Origin of the sequence: Xenorhabdus mauleonii (assembly GCF_900113945.1) — a bacterium.
Lineage (GTDB): Bacteria > Pseudomonadota > Gammaproteobacteria > Enterobacterales > Enterobacteriaceae > Xenorhabdus > Xenorhabdus mauleonii.
The window spans coordinates 1-18390 of record NZ_FORG01000004.1 but is presented as its reverse complement, the minus strand read 5'-3'; the positions used below and the strand labels follow the sequence as shown (position 1 = coordinate 18390).

17 protein-coding genes and 6 pseudogenes are annotated in these 18390 nt (G+C 45.4%); 10 read left to right on the top strand and 13 right to left on the bottom strand.

Features of this window, described 5'->3' with window-relative positions; translation table 11 throughout:
- Positions 1-12: 12 nt before the first annotated feature.
- From BM100_RS04980 to BM100_RS04970, 3 genes and pseudogenes are all read right to left on the bottom strand, one after another.
- The gene (locus tag BM100_RS04980; RefSeq protein ID WP_092508539.1) at positions 13-462 is read right to left on the bottom strand and encodes a phage tail protein; all 450 of its coding nucleotides are present in this window, start codon (positions 460-462) and stop codon (positions 13-15) included.
- Positions 463-1203: 741 nt separating this feature from the next.
- Positions 1204-1374 (bottom strand): annotated as a pseudogene (locus BM100_RS22470) (IS3 family transposase); the annotation flags it as partial.
- Between the two features lie 174 nt (positions 1375-1548).
- Positions 1549-1881 (bottom strand): hypothetical protein, encoded by a 333-nt coding sequence (locus BM100_RS04970; RefSeq protein WP_092508537.1) that lies wholly within the window; start codon positions 1879-1881, stop codon positions 1549-1551.
- Positions 1882-2263: 382 nt separating this feature from the next.
- On the opposite strand from BM100_RS04970, the gene BM100_RS04960 reads away from it, so the two are divergent.
- Complete coding sequence (locus BM100_RS04960) at positions 2264-2431, top strand: hypothetical protein (protein WP_244590573.1); 168 nt, start codon at positions 2264-2266, stop codon at positions 2429-2431.
- 134 nt (positions 2432-2565) lie between these two features.
- Here BM100_RS04960 and BM100_RS04955 read toward each other — a convergent pair whose 3' ends face one another.
- The 3 genes and pseudogenes from BM100_RS04955 to BM100_RS23545 form a co-directional block, all read right to left on the bottom strand.
- Complete coding sequence (locus tag BM100_RS04955) at positions 2566-2760, bottom strand: hypothetical protein (RefSeq protein WP_092508535.1); 195 nt, start codon at positions 2758-2760, stop codon at positions 2566-2568.
- Positions 2761-3288: 528 nt separating this feature from the next.
- On the bottom strand, positions 3289-3933 hold the full coding sequence (locus tag BM100_RS23550; RefSeq protein WP_244590582.1) for a pesticin C-terminus-like muramidase: 645 nt from the start codon (positions 3931-3933) through the stop codon (positions 3289-3291).
- Between the two features lie 147 nt (positions 3934-4080).
- Positions 4081-4710: pseudogene (locus BM100_RS23545) on the bottom strand (phage baseplate assembly protein V); the annotation flags it as partial.
- 429 nt (positions 4711-5139) lie between these two features.
- Here BM100_RS23545 and BM100_RS04940 point away from each other — a divergent pair.
- Positions 5140-5286 (top strand): annotated as a pseudogene (locus BM100_RS04940) (integrase core domain-containing protein); the annotation flags it as partial.
- Positions 5287-5301: 15 nt separating this feature from the next.
- Here BM100_RS04940 and BM100_RS04935 read toward each other — a convergent pair.
- Positions 5302-5493 (bottom strand): annotated as a pseudogene (locus BM100_RS04935) (IS630 family transposase); the annotation flags it as partial.
- A 516-nt stretch (positions 5494-6009) separates the two neighbouring features.
- Here BM100_RS04935 and BM100_RS04930 point away from each other — a divergent pair.
- From BM100_RS04930 to BM100_RS04915, 4 genes and pseudogenes are all read left to right on the top strand, one after another.
- Positions 6010-6705 (top strand): hypothetical protein, encoded by a 696-nt coding sequence (locus BM100_RS04930; RefSeq protein ID WP_092508529.1) that lies wholly within the window; start codon positions 6010-6012, stop codon positions 6703-6705.
- A gap of 193 nt (positions 6706-6898) precedes the next feature.
- Positions 6899-7992 (top strand): annotated as a pseudogene (locus BM100_RS04925) (IS3 family transposase).
- A gap of 17 nt (positions 7993-8009) precedes the next feature.
- A pseudogene (locus BM100_RS04920) lies at positions 8010-8123 on the top strand (transcriptional regulator); the annotation flags it as partial.
- Between the two features lie 99 nt (positions 8124-8222).
- Positions 8223-8465: a SymE family type I addiction module toxin gene (locus tag BM100_RS04915; protein WP_092508527.1), complete on the top strand. Its 243-nt coding sequence runs from the start codon at positions 8223-8225 to the stop codon at positions 8463-8465.
- 65 nt (positions 8466-8530) lie between these two features.
- Here the strand turns inward: BM100_RS04915 and BM100_RS04910 are convergent, their stop codons facing one another.
- A complete protein-coding gene (locus BM100_RS04910; RefSeq protein ID WP_092508525.1) occupies positions 8531-8908 on the bottom strand; it encodes a hypothetical protein in 378 nt (125 codons plus the stop codon).
- Positions 8905-9798 (bottom strand): CdiA family toxin C-terminal domain-containing protein, encoded by an 894-nt coding sequence (locus tag BM100_RS04905; RefSeq protein WP_244590572.1) that lies wholly within the window; start codon positions 9796-9798, stop codon positions 8905-8907. The genes BM100_RS04910 and BM100_RS04905 overlap by 4 nt, the downstream gene beginning before the upstream one ends.
- 62 nt (positions 9799-9860) lie before the next feature.
- Here BM100_RS04905 and BM100_RS22950 point away from each other — a divergent pair, with 62 nt between their 5' ends.
- On the top strand, positions 9861-10211 hold the full coding sequence (locus tag BM100_RS22950) for a hypothetical protein (protein ID WP_169924661.1): 351 nt from the start codon (positions 9861-9863) through the stop codon (positions 10209-10211).
- A 188-nt stretch (positions 10212-10399) separates the two neighbouring features.
- Positions 10400-10570 (top strand): hypothetical protein, encoded by a 171-nt coding sequence (locus tag BM100_RS22945; protein WP_175494915.1) that lies wholly within the window; start codon positions 10400-10402, stop codon positions 10568-10570.
- A gap of 248 nt (positions 10571-10818) precedes the next feature.
- Here BM100_RS22945 and xerC read toward each other — a convergent pair whose 3' ends face one another.
- Positions 10819-11946, bottom strand: coding sequence for a site-specific tyrosine recombinase XerC (gene xerC, locus BM100_RS04895; RefSeq protein WP_092508523.1), 1128 nt, complete (start codon positions 11944-11946; stop codon positions 10819-10821).
- Positions 11933-15253, bottom strand: a complete 3321-nt coding sequence (locus tag BM100_RS04890) for a CHC2 zinc finger domain-containing protein (protein WP_092508521.1) — start codon at positions 15251-15253, stop codon at positions 11933-11935. The genes xerC and BM100_RS04890 overlap by 14 nt, the downstream gene beginning before the upstream one ends.
- Positions 15254-15352: 99 nt before the next feature.
- Between BM100_RS04890 and BM100_RS04885 the strand changes: the two genes are divergently transcribed.
- Positions 15353-15751, top strand: coding sequence for a helix-turn-helix domain-containing protein (locus tag BM100_RS04885; protein WP_092508519.1), 399 nt, complete (start codon positions 15353-15355; stop codon positions 15749-15751).
- A gap of 73 nt (positions 15752-15824) precedes the next feature.
- The gene (locus BM100_RS04880) at positions 15825-16067 is read left to right on the top strand and encodes a SymE family type I addiction module toxin (RefSeq protein WP_092508517.1); all 243 of its coding nucleotides are present in this window, start codon (positions 15825-15827) and stop codon (positions 16065-16067) included.
- A gap of 56 nt (positions 16068-16123) precedes the next feature.
- Here BM100_RS04880 and BM100_RS04875 read toward each other — a convergent pair whose 3' ends face one another.
- Entirely contained in the window at positions 16124-16612 is a 489-nt protein-coding gene (locus BM100_RS04875; protein WP_092508515.1) for a hypothetical protein, read from the bottom strand.
- The coding region (locus BM100_RS04870) for a VENN motif pre-toxin domain-containing protein (protein ID WP_175494914.1) at positions 16609-18390 on the bottom strand (1782 nt) is incomplete at its 5' end. The genes BM100_RS04875 and BM100_RS04870, both read right to left, overlap by 4 nt.

Sequence of the window (18390 nt, the reverse complement as noted above, 5' to 3'; positions counted from 1 at the left end):
GGGTATATCGAATTATGATGCTTGAATTGTTATCCGATCCGCAGTCAGCGTTATTTCCTGAATCGCAATTTCATTGCTGGTGGCATCAAAATTAGGAGAGGTCAATTGCGTTGGGAAAGCATTTACCACATTCCAAGTCATAAGAATTTCAGTCCCTGACTCATTGGTCAGGCTGATTGAGATATCCTTTTTCTCAACACGATTAAGTTGGATAGAATTAATCCAATCAAAAAGCTTTGTATCACCAGAGAACACACCTTTACGTAAAGTGATATTAATCGCCTGACGTTGCCCAGGCATCTTATAATACCCCCCTGTCCCATCTTTATATTCAATAATATCATGTTGAATATCCAGCCCAGATACACTATTAAAAGGAATCTGCTCATTACCGATTGAAACAATAAAACGATATGTAGGAATTGGATACTCAACAGCGATTTTATCTGAAGTTATAGCCATAATTTTACCTTAATGAATGATTGACGAAATGTTTAATTTTTGGCTTGTGGTATATATCCATTACATTTCAAGTTGTAGCTATATTGGATATATTTTGAAGCTCATTGGGTATAAATAATAATCACAGCGCCATCTCCGTATCAGAATATGAACAATAAAGACTAGATTTAGACAATAGCTACCGCAATAACCTGATTATCAAAAGGTTACATTTTATTAATTAAAACCAATTAGCGCGAATAAAAATAATTATCATTACGCAAATGGTGAAAAAATAATTTATTTTGCTCTTACCATAGAATGAAAGAACAATTTATTATCAGACGTAAAAAATAGAGTTTATTAATTTAATGGTAGTTACAATTTTCAAAATCAATCAAACGATTAACATTAAAAAATTAGCTAAAAAGAATATATTGGGCAAGTAATACACTTGCATTGATCACATAACGTTCTTTTGTTTACTTTATTCTATAAGTAGGCATTTTCATTTTAATGTGTAAATAATAAAATACCACACTAATAATATGGATTTAATTATCATTAAATAAATAAACTGATATCAAAATAAAAAATATCTTTAAATATTGATATATAAAATCTTAACAATATTTCCAACTTTAGTTAATTATAAAAACCTAAAAAGACAGCTACATGCTGGGGAAATGGAGTCACTATTACAGAGCCAAAGTGCAAGGAGTGACACCTGTTGGTAAAATACTCAGGTCTGGACATCGCTAAGGTACGAAAGCGCCGCCCACAGGTCAGCGCATTATGCATGAAACCTATCGATCCGCTCTGATTCAGAGCTTCCGGCGAAGCAAGTGGAGCCGGGTTACGTGCTGGCAGACGCTATTTTCCTTTGCGGCGGAAATTCAATTTCAGCAGGCAGTAGATACGGTGCATACGCTGACGCCCTTACTGCTGTTTTCACCTTAAAGGCAACTGACTAGAAAAAACGGAATTTGCCACCGGGCAATCGGTGCAAATCAGCATTGAGTACGGGAGTTGATTATCCAGCTCGTTGAGAAGAACTGAAAGATAAAGGGAAAATCCCAACCTCATTGAGCTGGGATCATTTTCTGATTAGTCTTCGTATTTGAAATCTATATTGAGCTTCATTTGTTCTATATCGAGTGTAACCTCACAGCCATGCCATACAGGGCGATCATTAGTAAGATTGTTATCTATATAGTAATCACGTAACTCAACCAAATAACGCAGCATATCAGTATCGGCTTGCCCTCCGGCTGTTAGCCATTCAGTATTGCCACTATTATCTATATAATCATACTCGTATGCACAGTGATCACCTTCTGGAGATAAATCTGCCCGCATGATTATTTTTTCAGCACTGTCGGGACTGATTTTATATAGAATAAGCCCCATGCCTTTGTAAATTTCCTGATCACTTCTCATTACTTCCCTCCCGGTGCATTTCTGAAGATCTCTTTCTTTCTCACGCCCCCATTTACTGAATAACGAACGTTAATACTAGTAGGCCACTGGCTGCTGCCAGAATAAACAGGTTCTATCTTCACACTAACTTACTTGCCTTCTTTCAATGCAATAGACGGCATAAAAATCCGCATGCGGAGAGCTGTGTTACGGCTTGAGGCAATAGATACAGATTTATCAGCCAGTTGCCTCACACCAAGCAGAACCTGGTGTCAGAGATGCTGGATACGGTGATTACACAGGCACAACAATAAAGAGACAGACAACGAAGAAAAGGATTTTTTAACACGCCGGCAGCTTGCTACAACAACTCACCATAACCAACGATATAAGGTAGTTAGCTATGGCTAGTCGCGATTGTAATGTAAATTCAACCCGTTCGAAAGCCCAGCGCCGCTATAAAGTCGGCTACATCAGTACCCGTCACGCTGACCGCAGTACCGGTATGACCCGCTATTACAGCCAGCCTCCCCAGTTTGCATTTGAAGGGCAACTGGCTACAAGGAGCTGAGTTTACGACCGGGGAAGCGGTAAAAAATTATTGTTCAGCGAGGACTGCTAATCATCCAATTAGCTGACGAATAAGAGGACGATCCCAGCTTGTTAGGGCTGGGATCGTTTTTACGTTCTCAACAGAATACCGTGTTAAGCGTAACGCTCTGTCAGTGCTTTCATATGCCTTTCTACCGCTTCTTTGCTGTCAGGAAAAGCATTGTTATAAGCATCAGATATATACCGCATCAGCATTACAAATTGATTTGGCGTAATTTCTGAACTTTCAAATTCTCCAACATAAAAAATCACTAAATTAAACTCTTCTGGATAACGCTTACTACTCATGTGCACCTCTCTTTAAGCCATCTTAAATGACTCAGAGGTGTCTGTTAAACCCGTAGCGATTCAAACTGACTAACTGCTTTAATTCATTACATCAATTTTAACACTCACCCCATTAGGAATATTCCGTATTTGAAAGGCAAAAAGTACTAAGCAGGTTAATATAATATCTAATGATTGAAATCATACCCACCATATTTAAAAATGCATCTATTATATTCCCGCATAACGGGAATATAATAGATAGTAAAATAAGCGAATATTGATATATTATAGGTATTATTCTATAAATCCCTATGGAGATATAATTTTTTATTTCACTAAAAATACATTATCCAAGCATATAAATAACTTTACAAAATAGCGCCACACCTTACCCACTAACAATTCTATGTATAACAATGGATTGAATTGTAGCATGTGTAACATAATGTCTTTTAACTGCTTTGGTTTTTCTGTCAATTTGATTATTCATTTTAACTTAACTATGCGTAACTCAAATGTGGAATGCATAAGAAAATAATAAATAGCCTAATTGGATTCATAATATTCTACCCTTCTATTGAATCTATCAATTGGGAGTCCCGGCGACCAGTTACTTTTATTTTTTAAAATAATACCAAAATTAACTATATCGCCAGAATATGCATAGCGTTGCATCAGTTTTCGAGTTGCGGGAGAATAATCTCCTCTATATCGAAGGTCTACTAATATCACTTTTATTTTTTGAGGTATTTCATTCCAAGCCTGCTCTGGATCTATATTTGGGTTGCTATGGTATGCTAAAAGTGTATCTTTCTTTTCGCAAATGCGTTTAACGTCTTTTTCTAATCTATCATATGCCATATTGAATAGGTCATATTGTTGTTTTCTGGTAATATGAAAGTTTTTGATATTATCTGGCGCTGATCTATATTTGCCTTTCGCTTCTTCCCCGCTTTTCCCCTGACATTCAACTAACCAACTCTTCAAGGGTTCAGATATATTTGCCCGTGTTAAGTCATCATCTGCTTTGGCTTGTTGTCCTAAATCATAGCCACGGCCAATTGTTATCCCTGATACACCACCGGGCCAATGTATTTTACGGGTAAAGCCACTACTACGTTCAATATCATTCCCTTCAGCATCAAATGTTAATTGTCGTTCTTTAGGCACTTTGAGCCATTTCAGATCCATTTCATCATCTTTATCTTGAGTTGGTTTATCTTGAGCCGGGTCTTTATTTTCTTTTTTATCTTCTTTTGGTTCTTTTGGTTCTTTTGGCTCTTTTGGCTCTTTTGGTTCTGTTGGTGCTTCTGGAGCTACCGGTGCTGCCGAAGGAACAGGGCCGCCTGAAGTATCATTACCAGCTCTGACACCCGTGTGTGTATGCGAATCCACGACCACGCCATTGGAACTGAAGGTACCTCCGGTGTGTGCAATATTGCCGGTCATTTTGCCACCTTCACGCACGATTAAATTTCCTGTGCTCAGTAGCTGTGTACACGTGACTTCCGGTGTGTCCAGCGTAATTCGTGTGCTGGCGACACAGGTGATTTCCGGTGCGGTAATATAGACAGATTCTGATGCAGTGACTGTGGCGGTTTTGATACCAGTTACCGTCAATGCACCGGATTGCGGTTCATACTCCATCACGGCACCGTCGGGAAATACAGTATGCGTCGCTTCAGGGGATGTTGAAGGGGCCGGAAAATCATTGGAGAAAATCGCCGGCAATACAAAGGATGTGGTCAGTTCACCGCCGATGGAAAGCAACAAAACCTGTTCACCGACACTGGGTGCCCACCATGTGCGGGAATGTCCCGCTCTGGCGGTCAGCCAGTGCAGCCAGTCGGTTTCAAGATTACCTGTTGCGACCCGGCACATGCCGTTTGTAGTATCGACTTGGGTAATAACCCCTGTTCGGATTAGATTTCTTAATAATCTTGTTAATTCAGTTAGTTGTGTATTCATAACGTAAGGATGCTGAGTTGAGTATTCATGGCGTAAAGAATGTCATGAAACATCAGGTCAGGCATTAACCCGAGCTTGTAGGAACACACAGACAAGTTGAAGACCTAACATCGTATTGAGCAAACGACTCCAGTGCTACTTTGTAGAGCTTACTGGCTTTTTTCATCATATTTTCAAATATGAATCCACTGATATGTGAAGGGAAGTTATCAGGTAGTTGAGTGGCAACATATTGGATAACGTCAGGTGTTTGTTATCCCGTCTCCGTGGCGATTTTTCCCTTGTAATGCCATCGCCATTTTAGCTTTTTGTTGAGAAATTCCTTTGGGATGAAACAGAGAATATGTTGATAAAATATCGTACAGTGGGGTCATAGTAAAAGATGATTTAGGCTCAATAAATACACTGAAATTTTGGGTCATTTACTAAATAAATACTTACTTATTTGAATCACTCAGTCAGGTCAGAGAAATGGCGTGGTTTTGGCTGCAGGATTACAATCAAAATCGACCCCATAAAAGTTTAAATCACCTCCCGCCGGAGATATATCGAAAACAGATCGAAAATTCTAAATAGCTGCGTCTAATACCGCTACACTTTTGCCAAACCCTGTTTTCCGCCGGGAAATGGGCTGATAGTTTCCATAAAATGTCGGACTTTTTTCAGTAACTGCCACATCATCCGGCATTGATGATTGCGCGTTATTGTGTCATGCAACGCTTGCCATAAGCGCTCTACGTGATTAACCCGCGGGGAATAAACCGGCTGGTAAAGTAGACTGAAAAATTTTTAAAATTTTCATTTTATTATTGTAGCCTACCAGTATTTACTAATAATTTTCCTTTATTAAATGAAGGAAAATATATTATTAGACTTACAGATTTAAACAATCCTGATTGGTAAATTAAATCTAAAAGCAAAATATTACATTATCATAAATATTAATTATGAAATACATGAGTCAATATAACCCTCAGAAAAACATAGGATTTAATTTGTTTATATATAAACATGTTTTAATTATGTTAATCAGAGATTTTATTTATTGAAAATCACTAAGTAAATATTTTTGCATACATATATGAAATGGTGCACGCTTGTTTTTATTAAAAAATTAATAAAAAACAAAACATCAACCAAGAACCTATCTTATAACGGCAAATGGTTAGAATAAATCGCTAGTAATTCATCTTTATTAGATATATATTTCACATTCAGTAGCGCGCATTTTTAGTGTGGTTACACACTACATTTCCTTATATCAAGCAAATCATTATTAGTTAGCGAAGTAAAAATAAAATGACACATAACCAAATTCCTATTGTAAAAATTGCTAGCGGTGATCTAATTTATGGATTATCCAAAGAAAGAAGTAATTATGTTAAAACTTACACACCGTTTCAGTTTATTTATATGAAATATCACCCAGAAGAGAATGATCATCATTATATACCTACAACTATGGATCATTTTGTAATTCCGTTTGAAAGATTGTCTAGTGATGATTTATATAAACAGAGCGCTAACAGGCGCGATTACAACATGAGTCTGCCTGAAAATCGAGGAATTAGGGATAGTTACAACACATATATGAAAAACCACAAGTATCATACCGCAGTGTCGCCTAAGTATGTGCGGGATGATGAATTTCGTAAAAAACACTTTAGCAGAAAGTGCAAAGGAGGATTATCTTGGGTTGTCATGAGCAATGATCCTATAGTTCAAAATATTAAGATACATTTTATTCTTGATGGTATAGACATGAAATCTGTTGTAAGAAAAGAAAGCTATAATGGTAGTCGTACTAATATAACTGCAAGTGAATTGAGATGGATCTATAGAAATAGACACAATCCTAAGGTGAAACAAAAAATACACTTTTGGTTACGTGGGCAACTCAGTATGCCCCCTTGGGAAAATCCAGAGAGCAGGGAGATTTGGAAAGAATATATACCAGTTGAAGAGCTACCTCAAACTCATATTATGCGTTTTTAATATGGTGCCATAAAAACTTTCTTTTGAAGTTCAATAGATACAAAACGAATGTCGGAGACTGTAATTTAAATTGTGTATTTGCCTGCTTTTGATATGTTCATTCCAACAACAAAGCAGGCATATTATTGCCCACTCCCCCTAAAATGAGACAATTATAATTAGATTTTCTGCCCCAATATTTGCAGAGGTTAACATGAAAAAAGCACGATTTACTGAAGCTCAGATTGTGAATATTTTAAAACTCGCCGATTCGGGTATGAAAGTGGACGATATCTGCCGCCAAAATGGCATTAGTAATGCCACTTACTACAATTGGAAGTCTAAATAGGGTGGCATGGAAGCCAATGATGTTAAAAGACTAAAAGAACTTGAGGAAGAAAATACCAAGCTTAAAAAGCTATTTGCGGAAGTCTGCCTTGAAAATCATGCCATGAAGGAACTTTTCGCAAAAAAGGGTTGGTAGTGACCGAGAAAAAATCCTGCGCACAATCGCGGGTTCAGGCGGGTTTGTCGGTCATAAAAGCCTGTCAGTTAACGTCCCTGACACGTGCAACCTTCTATCGTAAGAGGATGGATTGGCGCAAAAAAAACAACGCCGTCATTGATGCCATACAATCTGTTTTAGCCAAGTCTCCACAATCTGGATTTTGGAAGTGCTATTATCGACTGCGGTTTCAAGGCTACCCCTTTAATCATCAACGCGTTTATCGCGTTGATTGTTGCTTAGGGTTAAATCTAAAACGTCGAGTTAAAAAAGTCCTTCCAGTACGTGAAAAAAGACCGTTAACGGTCGAGAGGCTCCCTAATGCTCAATGGGCATTAGATTTTATGCATGACAGTTTATATTGCGGTAATCGGTTCAGAATATTGAATATTATTGATGAAGGTACGCGTGAATGTCTGGCGATTAAAGTGGATACTTCGTTGCCTGCGGAACGTGTTATCCGAGTTCTCGAACGTTTGAAAGTTGAAAGAGGGCTCCCAAAACAAATCCGGGTGGATAATGGCCCTGAATTAATCTCAATTAAATTATTGAATTACTGTGAAGAAAACCAAATTGAATTATGCCATATTCAACCGGGTAAACCGCAACAGAATGGGTTTATTGAACGATTTAATGGCTCGTTCCGCCGTGAATTTTTAAATGCTTATTTATTTAAATCATTAAGTCAGGTCAGAGAAATGGTGTGGTTTTGGCAGCAGGATTATAATCTGAACCGAACACACGAAAGTTTAAATCATCTCCCGCCGGAGGCTTATCGAAAACAGGTAGAAAACTCTAAGTAGGTATGTCTCAATTATTGGGGAGTGGACAATGGCTTGAGCAACAGATACAGATTATCAGCCAGTTACCCCGCGCTAAGCAGAAGCTGGTATCAGAGATGCTAGATGCAGTGATTGCGCAGGCGCAACAGTAAAAGACAGGCAACTAAAGGAAAGGATTTTTTAACGCGGAGGCAGCAGGCGGCAACCTGCTACAACCGCTCACCATCACCAACTAAGTAAGGTCGTTCATCATGGCTAACCGCGATTGTAATGTAAATTCAGGCAGTTCGAAAGCCCAGCGCCGTTATAAAGTCGGCTACATCAGTACCCGTCACGCCGACAGACACACCGGCATGACCCGCCATTACAGCCAGCACCCCAGTTTACATCTCAAGGGCAACTGGCTGGAAGCGGCGGGATTTGCCACCGGACAAGCTGTAAAAGTGAGTATTGAACAAGGACAACTGATTATTCAGCTCGTTGAGAAGGGCTGACAGCTAAAAGAAAGATCCCAGTTTTTGGACTGGGATCATTTTTACGTTCTCAACAGGATACAGTGTTAAGCGTAACGCTCTGTCAGTGCTTTCATATGCCTTTCTACCGTTTCTTTACTGTCAGGAAAAGCATTATTATAAGCATCAGATATATACCGCATCAGCATCACAAATTGATTTGGCGTAATTTCTGAACTTTCAAACTCTCCAACATAAAAGGTTACTAAATCAAAGTCTTCCGGATAATCCAAGTCTTGATCTAATACATATTCTAACCCTTCATGTACTACACACCCAATACCCTTTGAAGCATCCAAGAGAAATTTTATGAAGCTCATTTTCTCTTCATCCAACATAGTAAATATGAGGTAGTATAAATCTTCACCATCATTATTTGTTAAATACTCTTTTGTCTCGTCTAACCATTTCGTTTTATCACTCATGGAATATTCCTTGATGGCATTGTGATGAATGCGTTACTAATTTCCCCACTTTTAGCGTCTTTCGTTACTCTAAACCAATATCCATCGACTTTAGTTGAGTACTCCCTTTTATCTGGGTTGGATATAAAATAATCCTTTGATTGTTTAGCAGCTTGAGTAGACATATTAAGAACTTTATCGTCAGATAAGAGCCGAGGATCATATGTTGTCTTCGATTGAGTTTTTTTGTACCCAATAGGCTTCCCTGTCCTGTCTACCGAAGGTAATTGATAACTATATTCTATTAATCCCGGATATTTCTTATCGGTTATTTTATTCGTTACTTTCGCTCCTAATATTTCAACGGATTCTAAAAATGTATCTTGCTTATGGGCGCCAGATATACTTGTTTTCTTCTTATTCAGTAAACCAACCTGAGTGTTATGCTTTGATACTTCGGCCGTGAAATTTTCTGGTATTACACGTTCAGCTGTTTTCCCTGTTTGATTTTGTGGTGTTTTCACCCCGCTATTTCCAGCATTAACCTGCTGGCCGGTGGATGAGTTAGCACCTTTATTCTCCTTTACTGCGTTTGAAGATGATGGTTTATTTCCTTTGCTGCTGCCCATGCCGCCAGTAACAGCCCCTAATGCAGCGCCCGCCAAGATTTCAGCCTGCTGTTTGTCGATACCATAACGGCTAATCAACTGATGGGCAAATTCCGTACTGGAAACTATACCTTCCGCTTCAATCTGCTGAGCCAGCAGGGACGACATGTCATTCTTCATCTGTGAAGGGACATCAGCACCCAGTACACGATCAATGGCTTGACGCACGAGCAGGCCATTAGCTGGAATATCCCCGTATTTTTCTTTACAGGCCGCCGGATTGGATGCACAGACCGCAATCATTTCCTCTTGCTGTTTGAGGCTCAGATCTCGCATTTCCTGATTGATCTGCTGGCAGTCACCCCGTGCTTCACAGCCTTTGGCTCTGGCTGCAAAATCATCAATTTGATCAGCGTGCAAAAAGTTATTCTCAACAACAACTCACTCCGATGCGAACTTCACTGACGAACGCCATTTTTTCCTTTGCACTCAGCCAGTTACAAGGGGATACTGTTGATGCACATTCACCGTCGAACCCAAAACGCCCAGACGCACTTTTTGCCCTTGAACGCCAGTTTTGCCTGATGAACGCACTTCAGTGTAGTGCCCTTTTCGGCAACGGGCGAACGGCGGGCGCACGTTCTGCGGGTGCGGGCGGCATAGAGCCTGCAAGCGGCGCCCCTGCGACGCTCAGGATCACCGGGGTTTCAGATTGAGCACGGTTTTGCATGACCACGCAACCGGGTTCAGGGAAGCCCCCTCAGGGGGCTGCACGGGGCGGAGATGGCGAGCACGGGAACGAGCAAGGAGCCTGCGACTGCGAGCCGCGCGCAGCCAGTGCAGCGGGGTCGGGGCGGGGGAGGTAAATTAACGGAGGCCGCAGGCCGACCTGCCTTCAGGGATCTTGGCCGGACACCGCACGGCAACTAAAGAAGAGACGGTGTTAACTGGATGCGAGCACGGTGCTCAGGTTCGGCACGGTGTTGGCCGAGGATCGGCTGTGCGGCTGACAGCAGAAGGCGCAGCCTTGTGCGCCACACCCTGCGAGGCCGAACAGCGGGGGCCTAAGACATAATGTGTATTATGCGATGTGAGCCGCGGCACGGCGTTTAGGTGGATTGCCGAGCCGGACGGCGAATTTCGCATAATTCCCCGACATTATGTTGAATAGGCTTTGGCCGGCCACACCAGATTTTACAGGGACACCGCAGGTCAGGCCGACCATTGCCTATTTACCCCCGCCGCACCGAGGCTGACGGGCAGTCCGGTCACGGTCTGCCCCCGCGCCGAACCCCGCCCAACTCAACGGGGGCTTGCAGATTGTCAGCGAGATTTTGGGGTTGAGGTCGGCGTGGGGTTGTCCGGTAGGGTTTCTGTGTCGGGGTGCTCTTCGGCATACAGATCGGCCAACAAGCCGGTGTCGTCATTATCTGGCGTTTCGTCAGTTTGCCGTTCGGCCGGGTGGGTACTGGCGTGAACCGCCTGTAATGCCCGTATCGATACCTGCGTATAGATTTGCGTCGATTCCACACTCGCATGGCCCAGCATCGCCTGTATCCAGCGCAGGTCAGCGCCATTTTCCAGCATCTGCGTCGCCATCGCATGGCGGAACAAGTGGCAGCTGCCTTTTTTCTCGATTCCGGTGGCTTTGACATAGGCACCCACCAGATTGCTGATCCCGTTGGCCTGCAAGCCGTCCCGCCCGTCCATCGCCACGAACAGCGATTGGATGTCGGGATTGACAATCAGTTGCGGCCGGACTTCCCGCAGATAATGCAGCAGCCAGCCCAACGCCCGTTCACCGATGGGCAGCACCCGGTCTTTGTTGCCCTTGCCCTGCCGGATGGTCAGGGTTTTGCGCGACGCATCCACACTGTAGACATCCAGCCTGACCACTTCGCCGCGCCGGATACCCGTTGACCAGAGCAGCTCCATTAATGTCCTGTCACGCACGCCCTGCAATGTGGCTAAGTCCGGCTGGTTCAGGATGGCTTCCAGTTCGTCGATGCTCAGGATATAGCGCGGCAGCCGCTTTTCTTCTCGGGGCAGTTCGAGGTCGGCCGCCGGGTTCGCCAGTATCAGGTTCTGTTTCGTCAGCCATTTGAACCACACCTGCAATGGCTGCAACTGGGTGCGCTGCGTCCGTGTACTCAACGGCTCGCCGTTCTTCTTGCGGTACAGGAACAGGTGGCGCTGGTAACGCTCCAGTATCGGTCGGGTAATGTCGGCGGCATAGTACAAGCCACGCTCGGTCGCCCACAGGATAAAGTGATAAGTATGGTGGGTCTGCACTTTCAGCGTGGTCTCTGACCAGTTCCGCTCCCGCCGCCACGCCACAAAGCGCAGCAGCAAGGCATACAGGCTTTTCGGGTCATGCGCCGGACCGACGGGCTTACGGTACACCTCAGCAATGCTCAGGAAGCTGCCTTTACGTGGTTTACGGTTTGCCATCATTGATCTCCGTTTCGGTCTGGGCATCGGCCGCTAAGGCAGCGGGCGGCGAGACTATTTTATTTTTACGTTTGATAACTGCGTCTTGCCGGCCTCCAACTTGCGGCACCGCTAACCCTTGTGGTATCTGGCTTGAGTTCGTATTTTCCAAGTCCAACCCAGCCCCAACTTGGGCGCAACTTGAGGCCAACTTGCTTGCCTCTGAGTCCAACTTGCCTTCATTGCCTGTCATATTGGATTTTGGTTGATAACTCCCTTCGGGCACAGGCAATGACACGGTTTTATTTTTTCTTCTGATAACAGCTTTTTGTCTGTCTCCAACTTGCGAAGACGCCAGCCCTTGCTGCATCAGGCTTGAAGCCGTATTTTCCAAGTCCAACCCAGCCCCAACTTGGGCGCAACTTGAGGCCAACTTGCGGGTCCCTGAGTCCAACTTGCCATCATTGCCTGCTATTTTTGGGGGGACTTCGTTCACATCCAGCAGGCCACACAGGTGAGCCGAACCGTTGTCAGCGCCGTCCCAGAGCAGTTCGTACTGCAACAGATGCCCCCGGCTGCCGCCATGCGGCAACAGGTATTCCATGTCAGCCAACCGCAGACAATGCACTTTCAGTTGATTATCCGTCCAGTGCGTGAAGGCGCGGATATCCCGCCGGGTAAAATGGATTTCGTTGGGTTGACAGTGCTGGCGCTGGGCTTGTTCTTTCACCATGTCCTGTATCAACAGCAGCAGCTTGCGCGTCTGCGGCGGCATTTCATCCAGCGTGCGCCCCAGCACTTCATGAGCAAGTTGGTTGGCTAACGCGATGTCGTCTTGGGTGACTTCGATATATTCAATGACCTGCCCGCGATGGTTCGCTGTCTTGACCTCCCGCTGGTACTGGTGCAACAAGGCGATAGCTTGTATCAGCGTCAGGTATTTCATGTGGTCGCGCCGCATCCGCGTTTTGTCTGACAGGAACGTCAGTTGATGCGCATAAGGATTGACTACCTTGAGCGGACGTAGCAACCGTTGGGCGTTCTGGTGCAACTTCGTTAAGTAGCCTTTCTCGCTGTCAGCCAACAAGCCTGCTAAGGTCTGGCGATGTCGTTGCATGGCATGGATGGCCTGCGTCTGTTCGCGCGATTCGTTGACGGTCAGCACCAGACAGCGGTTCAGCAACTCTTCATCGACATCGATGGCGGTCGTGGTCAGCATCAGCATCACCGGGCCTTGTACCTTGTATTCCCGTGTCACCAGTTCGCCGCTCTGCTCATTCTTGCCCGTTGACGCGATTTTCAGCTCCCCGTCCGATTGCAACAGCTTGAGCGCATAGGCCGCCTGCCGTACCCCTTCTTCTTCCGCGATAGCCAGTATCTTGTGTTGCAGGCTGGTTTCACCGAGGTAATACAGGCTTTGTCCGGTCATCGCCGAATACTGGATACGCTCTTCATCCGGCATCAGGTTCAGCACCGCATCCATCAGCGAGGATTTCCCCGCCGCCGAGCTGCTTTGTATCAGCACGGCCAGCGGTTTATCTAACTTTCTGGAGACCGCCGCCAGATACCCGGTTAGCAAATTAGTGGACTCGCCGACGACGCCACAGGCCGCCATATCTGACACGATGCGCGCCGCCAAGTCCGGCGATGTCAGCAAGGCCAGCGCGTCCGCTTCGTCATCGGCGCTCACGGTCACGGCCGTGGTGCCTTGGGATTCCGCCTCCGCTTGTTGTTGTACATCCTGTTGCTGCTCCAGCATCAGCAACACCCGCCCGGCTTCCCGTTTAATCACCGAGGGTTCGCATTCCAGTTCTTGTGCAGCCGTGTTGATATAGTTTTGGCGATGCCGGGCATGGTACATGTCCAGCGTATCCACATGGAACAGACCCGAGGCTTCATCCCGCACCTGCACATTGACTTTCATCACATCGGGCACCGGCGATTTTTTCATGCCCCGCACCCGCCAGACCCGGGGGCCACTTTTCATCAGCAGTTCACCGGCTGCCGTGCGCTCACAGGGCACTTGTGCTACCTGCGGTTCCGGCTGGGCAGCTAAAGAAGACGTTTTGTCCTCGCTGCTAGATTGTGACTTTTCCATCACATCCGGTAACACCGCCCGTTCATGGCTAAACACCGCGCCCGGCGCACTTCCCTGCCCCAGCCAGACCGCTTGTTGCAACGCCAGCCCCAATGCATGTTCGGCGTTGCCGCTTTTCAGCGCATAGTCATTGGCATCCATGCCCGGCGGGAACTGCACCCGCCACGCTTCAATGCCGACTTCCAGTAAATCTGCGGCCACCGCCTCCGCCCCGCGTTCCCCAGCCTCATCGCGGTCAAAGGCAATCAGCACTCGTTTAACGCCGTGATATTGCAGCGCTTCAAGGTGCTCACGGCCAAAGCCATTCACGCCATACGCGGCGATCACATGCCGAAACCCGGCACACCAGAACGTCATCGCATCGATTAATGCTTCGCACAGGATAATTTCTGACGAGGCTTTCATGGCTCCCTCATTCCAGACCCCGGCCAACGGTGACGGCAGATACAGGTGTTTTGGGCTGTCTTTCAGCACCTTGTAATCCGGTTGGGTACGGCGGCCATAGAGTTGCAGTATCCGCCCCCGGCTCGCCACATTCGCCGACTCTGCCCAACCGATAATCGGCACAACGACGCAGCCCCGGAAGTGATCCTGCCGCGTAGAGGCACGCAACACACCCAACCCGGCCAGTTTATCCCGCAGTTGCTGGCCTTCCTTGCTCGATTTCGACGGCAGCAGCCCGGCGGAACCGCCGATCCCGTGATTACCCGCATACCCCAGCTTAAAGTGGCTCACCAGTTCCGGATGGTTCAACCCGCGCTTAGCCAACCATTCGGCCGCTTCCGGGGCGTCCAGCAGGTTCTGGTGATAAAACGCAACCACCTGACGCAGTAGCGCCTGTCCGTCATCATCCAGATCCGCGAGTTTTGCTCGTGACGGAGAAGCCGCCTGTGATCCCGGTTGAGCGGCTAAAGAAGAGAGATTTACCGCATTTTCCATCTCCGGCAACCCGGCCAGCGCCCGTAACCGTTTGATACCCATTTTCAGCGTCACGCCTTCCGTTTGTATGATCCAGTCCAGCACCGATCCCGCTGCACCACAACCAAAACAGTGATACAGATTCTTGGCCGGGGTGATCACCATCGACGCCGTTTTCTCCTTATGGAACGGGCAGCACAGCACATAATCCGTCCCGCGCTTTTTCAGCGGGCGGCCTTGCTGACGTGCCAGACCCAGCAACGAGACAAACTGCTTGAGCTGGGTTAAATCGGATTCAGGTTTGCTAGCCATAAGTGTTTCCTTTTGAACCTTGTCAATAGACACATATGCGATGTATAATAATCGCATCATAGAGATTTTACAACAGGCAGCTAAAAAGGAGGGGTTACAATGCCGGACATTAATTTGATGCAAACAGGTATTGATATGTCCGCATTTTCTGAACGCCTTAAAATGCTGAGGGAAGCCAGAGGATTAACTCAGTCACGTCTTGCTGAGATGATTGAGACGCTCCCCAGAGTGTATAACCGCTGGGAACGCGGTCACATCGTCCCACAACTGGAAAGCCTGATTAAGCTGGCTGATGTTTTACAGGTTTCCCTTGATGAACTGGTCGGCCGTAGCGAAGCCAGCAAAGATGTGAAGATACGTAACCACACCTTGCATGAGCTTTGGCAGCAGGCAGATTCGTTACCGGATGAAGAGCAAAAGGCATTGATTATGGTGATTGACAGTTTTGTCACCAAGTCAATGATGGAAAAAGTTGTTATGAAGAGCGCCAAGCGCTGAGATGACGCGGCAACCATGAGTTCTCACCTCATGATAGCCGCTAACCACAATCAACTATACGAGGTAGTTAACCATGGCTAACCGCGATTGTAATGTAAATTCAGGCCGTTCGACAGCCCAACGCCGCTATAAAGTCGGCTATATCAATACCCGTCACGCCGACAGACACACCGGCATGACCCGCCACTACAGCCAGCACCCCAGTTTGCACTTGAAGGGCAACTGGCTGGAAGCGGCGGGATTTGCTACCGGGCAACCGGTACAGGTCTGCATTGAGCACGGGCTGTTGATTATCCGGCTGGTTGAGAATGATTGACGGCTAAAAGGAAGATCCCGGCTATTTAGCCGGGATCTTTTATATCTAACAGCTAGTTAAAAATCCAATGAATATGCCTTGATAAAGGCATCGTATGTTTCATGTAGATGATAAAAATTTGCATCAAATTCATTTTTTAATGTCTGATACCTTTTTATCAGTTTCTCAAAAAGCCCTTCCGGTACAGGGTATGGTTCAAGCTCATTTTTTGCGCAAAAAAAGTAGAAGAATGCTTCTTTTAATTCCAAAATAGATAGTTTCTCAGCTGTATTGAGCAAATAATTAAAAGCATCTGACCAATTAGATTCCGATAAAATTAAAAAACTTAAGGCAGTAGATTTAACTGCATCACCATCAGAAAAACTCAACTCTAGAATTTTTTTACAAAAATCTAAACAATATCCAGAATCTTTCAATAACAGTTTTCCTAGATAATCTATTGCATCATCATCAGGATTCTCATACGAATCTGCATTTACATAACCATTTTCAAGATAGCTTTCTAGCCCTGAAATCAACTCTTGAACTTCTATTATTTCTGTCATTTGAAAGTACCTGTTTGAACAGTAGCTAATCTCTTCGAACCATCAGGCAAAATTGTCCAAGTTGCATAAACTCTAACCGACCCATTATTTCCTGAAACAACTACTGACGTTTTCCTATTTTCAGGTGTAACATTTTTTGCCGAATCTAACAGTTTGCCTATGATCATATTATTGTTAGTTTTAGTATCAGGAAGCCCCGCGTCATTTAACACCCTATTCATTTCTTGGGAACGTTCAACATTGTGAATTTTCTTCTCCAAAATAGATAAATTTGTTTTATTCTCTGGGTTCTTAGCAAATTCTCTTTGGTTCTGAATCCTCAAATCTTTAAGTGAATTATATTCTTTTTTAAGTGCATCAAGATCACCTGCCGCTTTACCACGCATATACAGTTCTACTTTATCAACTGGTATTTTGGCATCACCTTTAACCGCTGTTATATGTCCTTTACCATGTATATCAGGCAGTGACTTAATTTCAAAATAAGGCAACGATTTCCCATCGTGCTTACCTTTTGGATGCTCAACAGTTGTTACCGTGCCTTGATCCTTCGTACTGTATTGTCCCTTGCCTGCACTCCAGTTGCTGCCTTTATTATCTGTCGCAACGGTTGAAGGCTTAGACCCTTTATTTCCCATGCCGCCAGTAACAGCCCCTAATGCAGCGCCCGCCAAGATTTCAGCCTGCTGTTTGTCGATACCGTAACGGCTAATCAACTGATGGGCAAATTCCGTACTGGAAACTACACCTTCCGCTTCAATCTGCTGAGCCAGCAGGGACGACATGTCATTCTTCATCTGTGAAGGGACATCAGCACCCAGTACACGATCAATGGCTTGACGCACGAGCAGGCCATTAGCTGGAATATCCCCGTATTTTTCTTTACAGGCCGCCGGATTGGATGCACAGACCGCAATAATTTCCTCTTGCTGTTTGAGGCTCAGATCTCGCATTTCCTGATTGATTTGCTGGCAATCTCCCCGAGCTTCACAACCTTTTGCTTTCGCCGCAAAACCATCGATTTGCTTCGCGGTCAAAAAGTTATTCTCGACGGCGTTTTTGGCGGTCTGTGCCCCATCTACCCCTCCCGCCGTGGAATTCGTCGCCAGTCCTGCCGCTATCCCACCTGCCAGTGTAGACAAGTTACTGACTTTTTCCTTCTCATCCGGTGACAATTCTTCTATGGATTTGCCCGAATAAAGTGCTCCGGCAATGGCAGAAGCCGCCAGTTCTCCTCCCACTGCGCCTACTGCGCCGCCTGTTGCTGACCCGCCTTTCATCTCCGCAATAACACCGCCTAAAATCGCGTGCGCCAGCAGATTGGTGGCTTTTTCTTCCGGCGTGAGCTGACTATATTCCGTTTTATTACCATACGTCAGCCCTTTGACGGCATTCGCCAAATAAGGGGCTGCACCGCTGGCAATGGCTGCCTTGATATCCCCGCCAGCCAGTCCCTGCAACGCCGTGACGACAGCCGTCACTGCTTGACGTCGCTCGCCACCGATGGCTGCCCCCTGATTTTCGAGAGCCCTATCATATGCGATGTCATAGGCACGGTCAGCAACGGTCTTGGCATTGATTTCCTTGTTTTCTTTTTTCAGTTGGGCTTGCGCTTTTTCCTTTAATGCCTGTTGCTGTTGTGGGTCTTTCATCGCTTCCGTGGCGGTCTTCGTCGCGGTAATTGCTTCCTGCGTATTGTAGATATCCATCGCCTGATTACCAATTTCTGCAATGGCCTGAGCTTGTGCCAGACGCTGGCGCTCTTTCTCCTTGTCAAA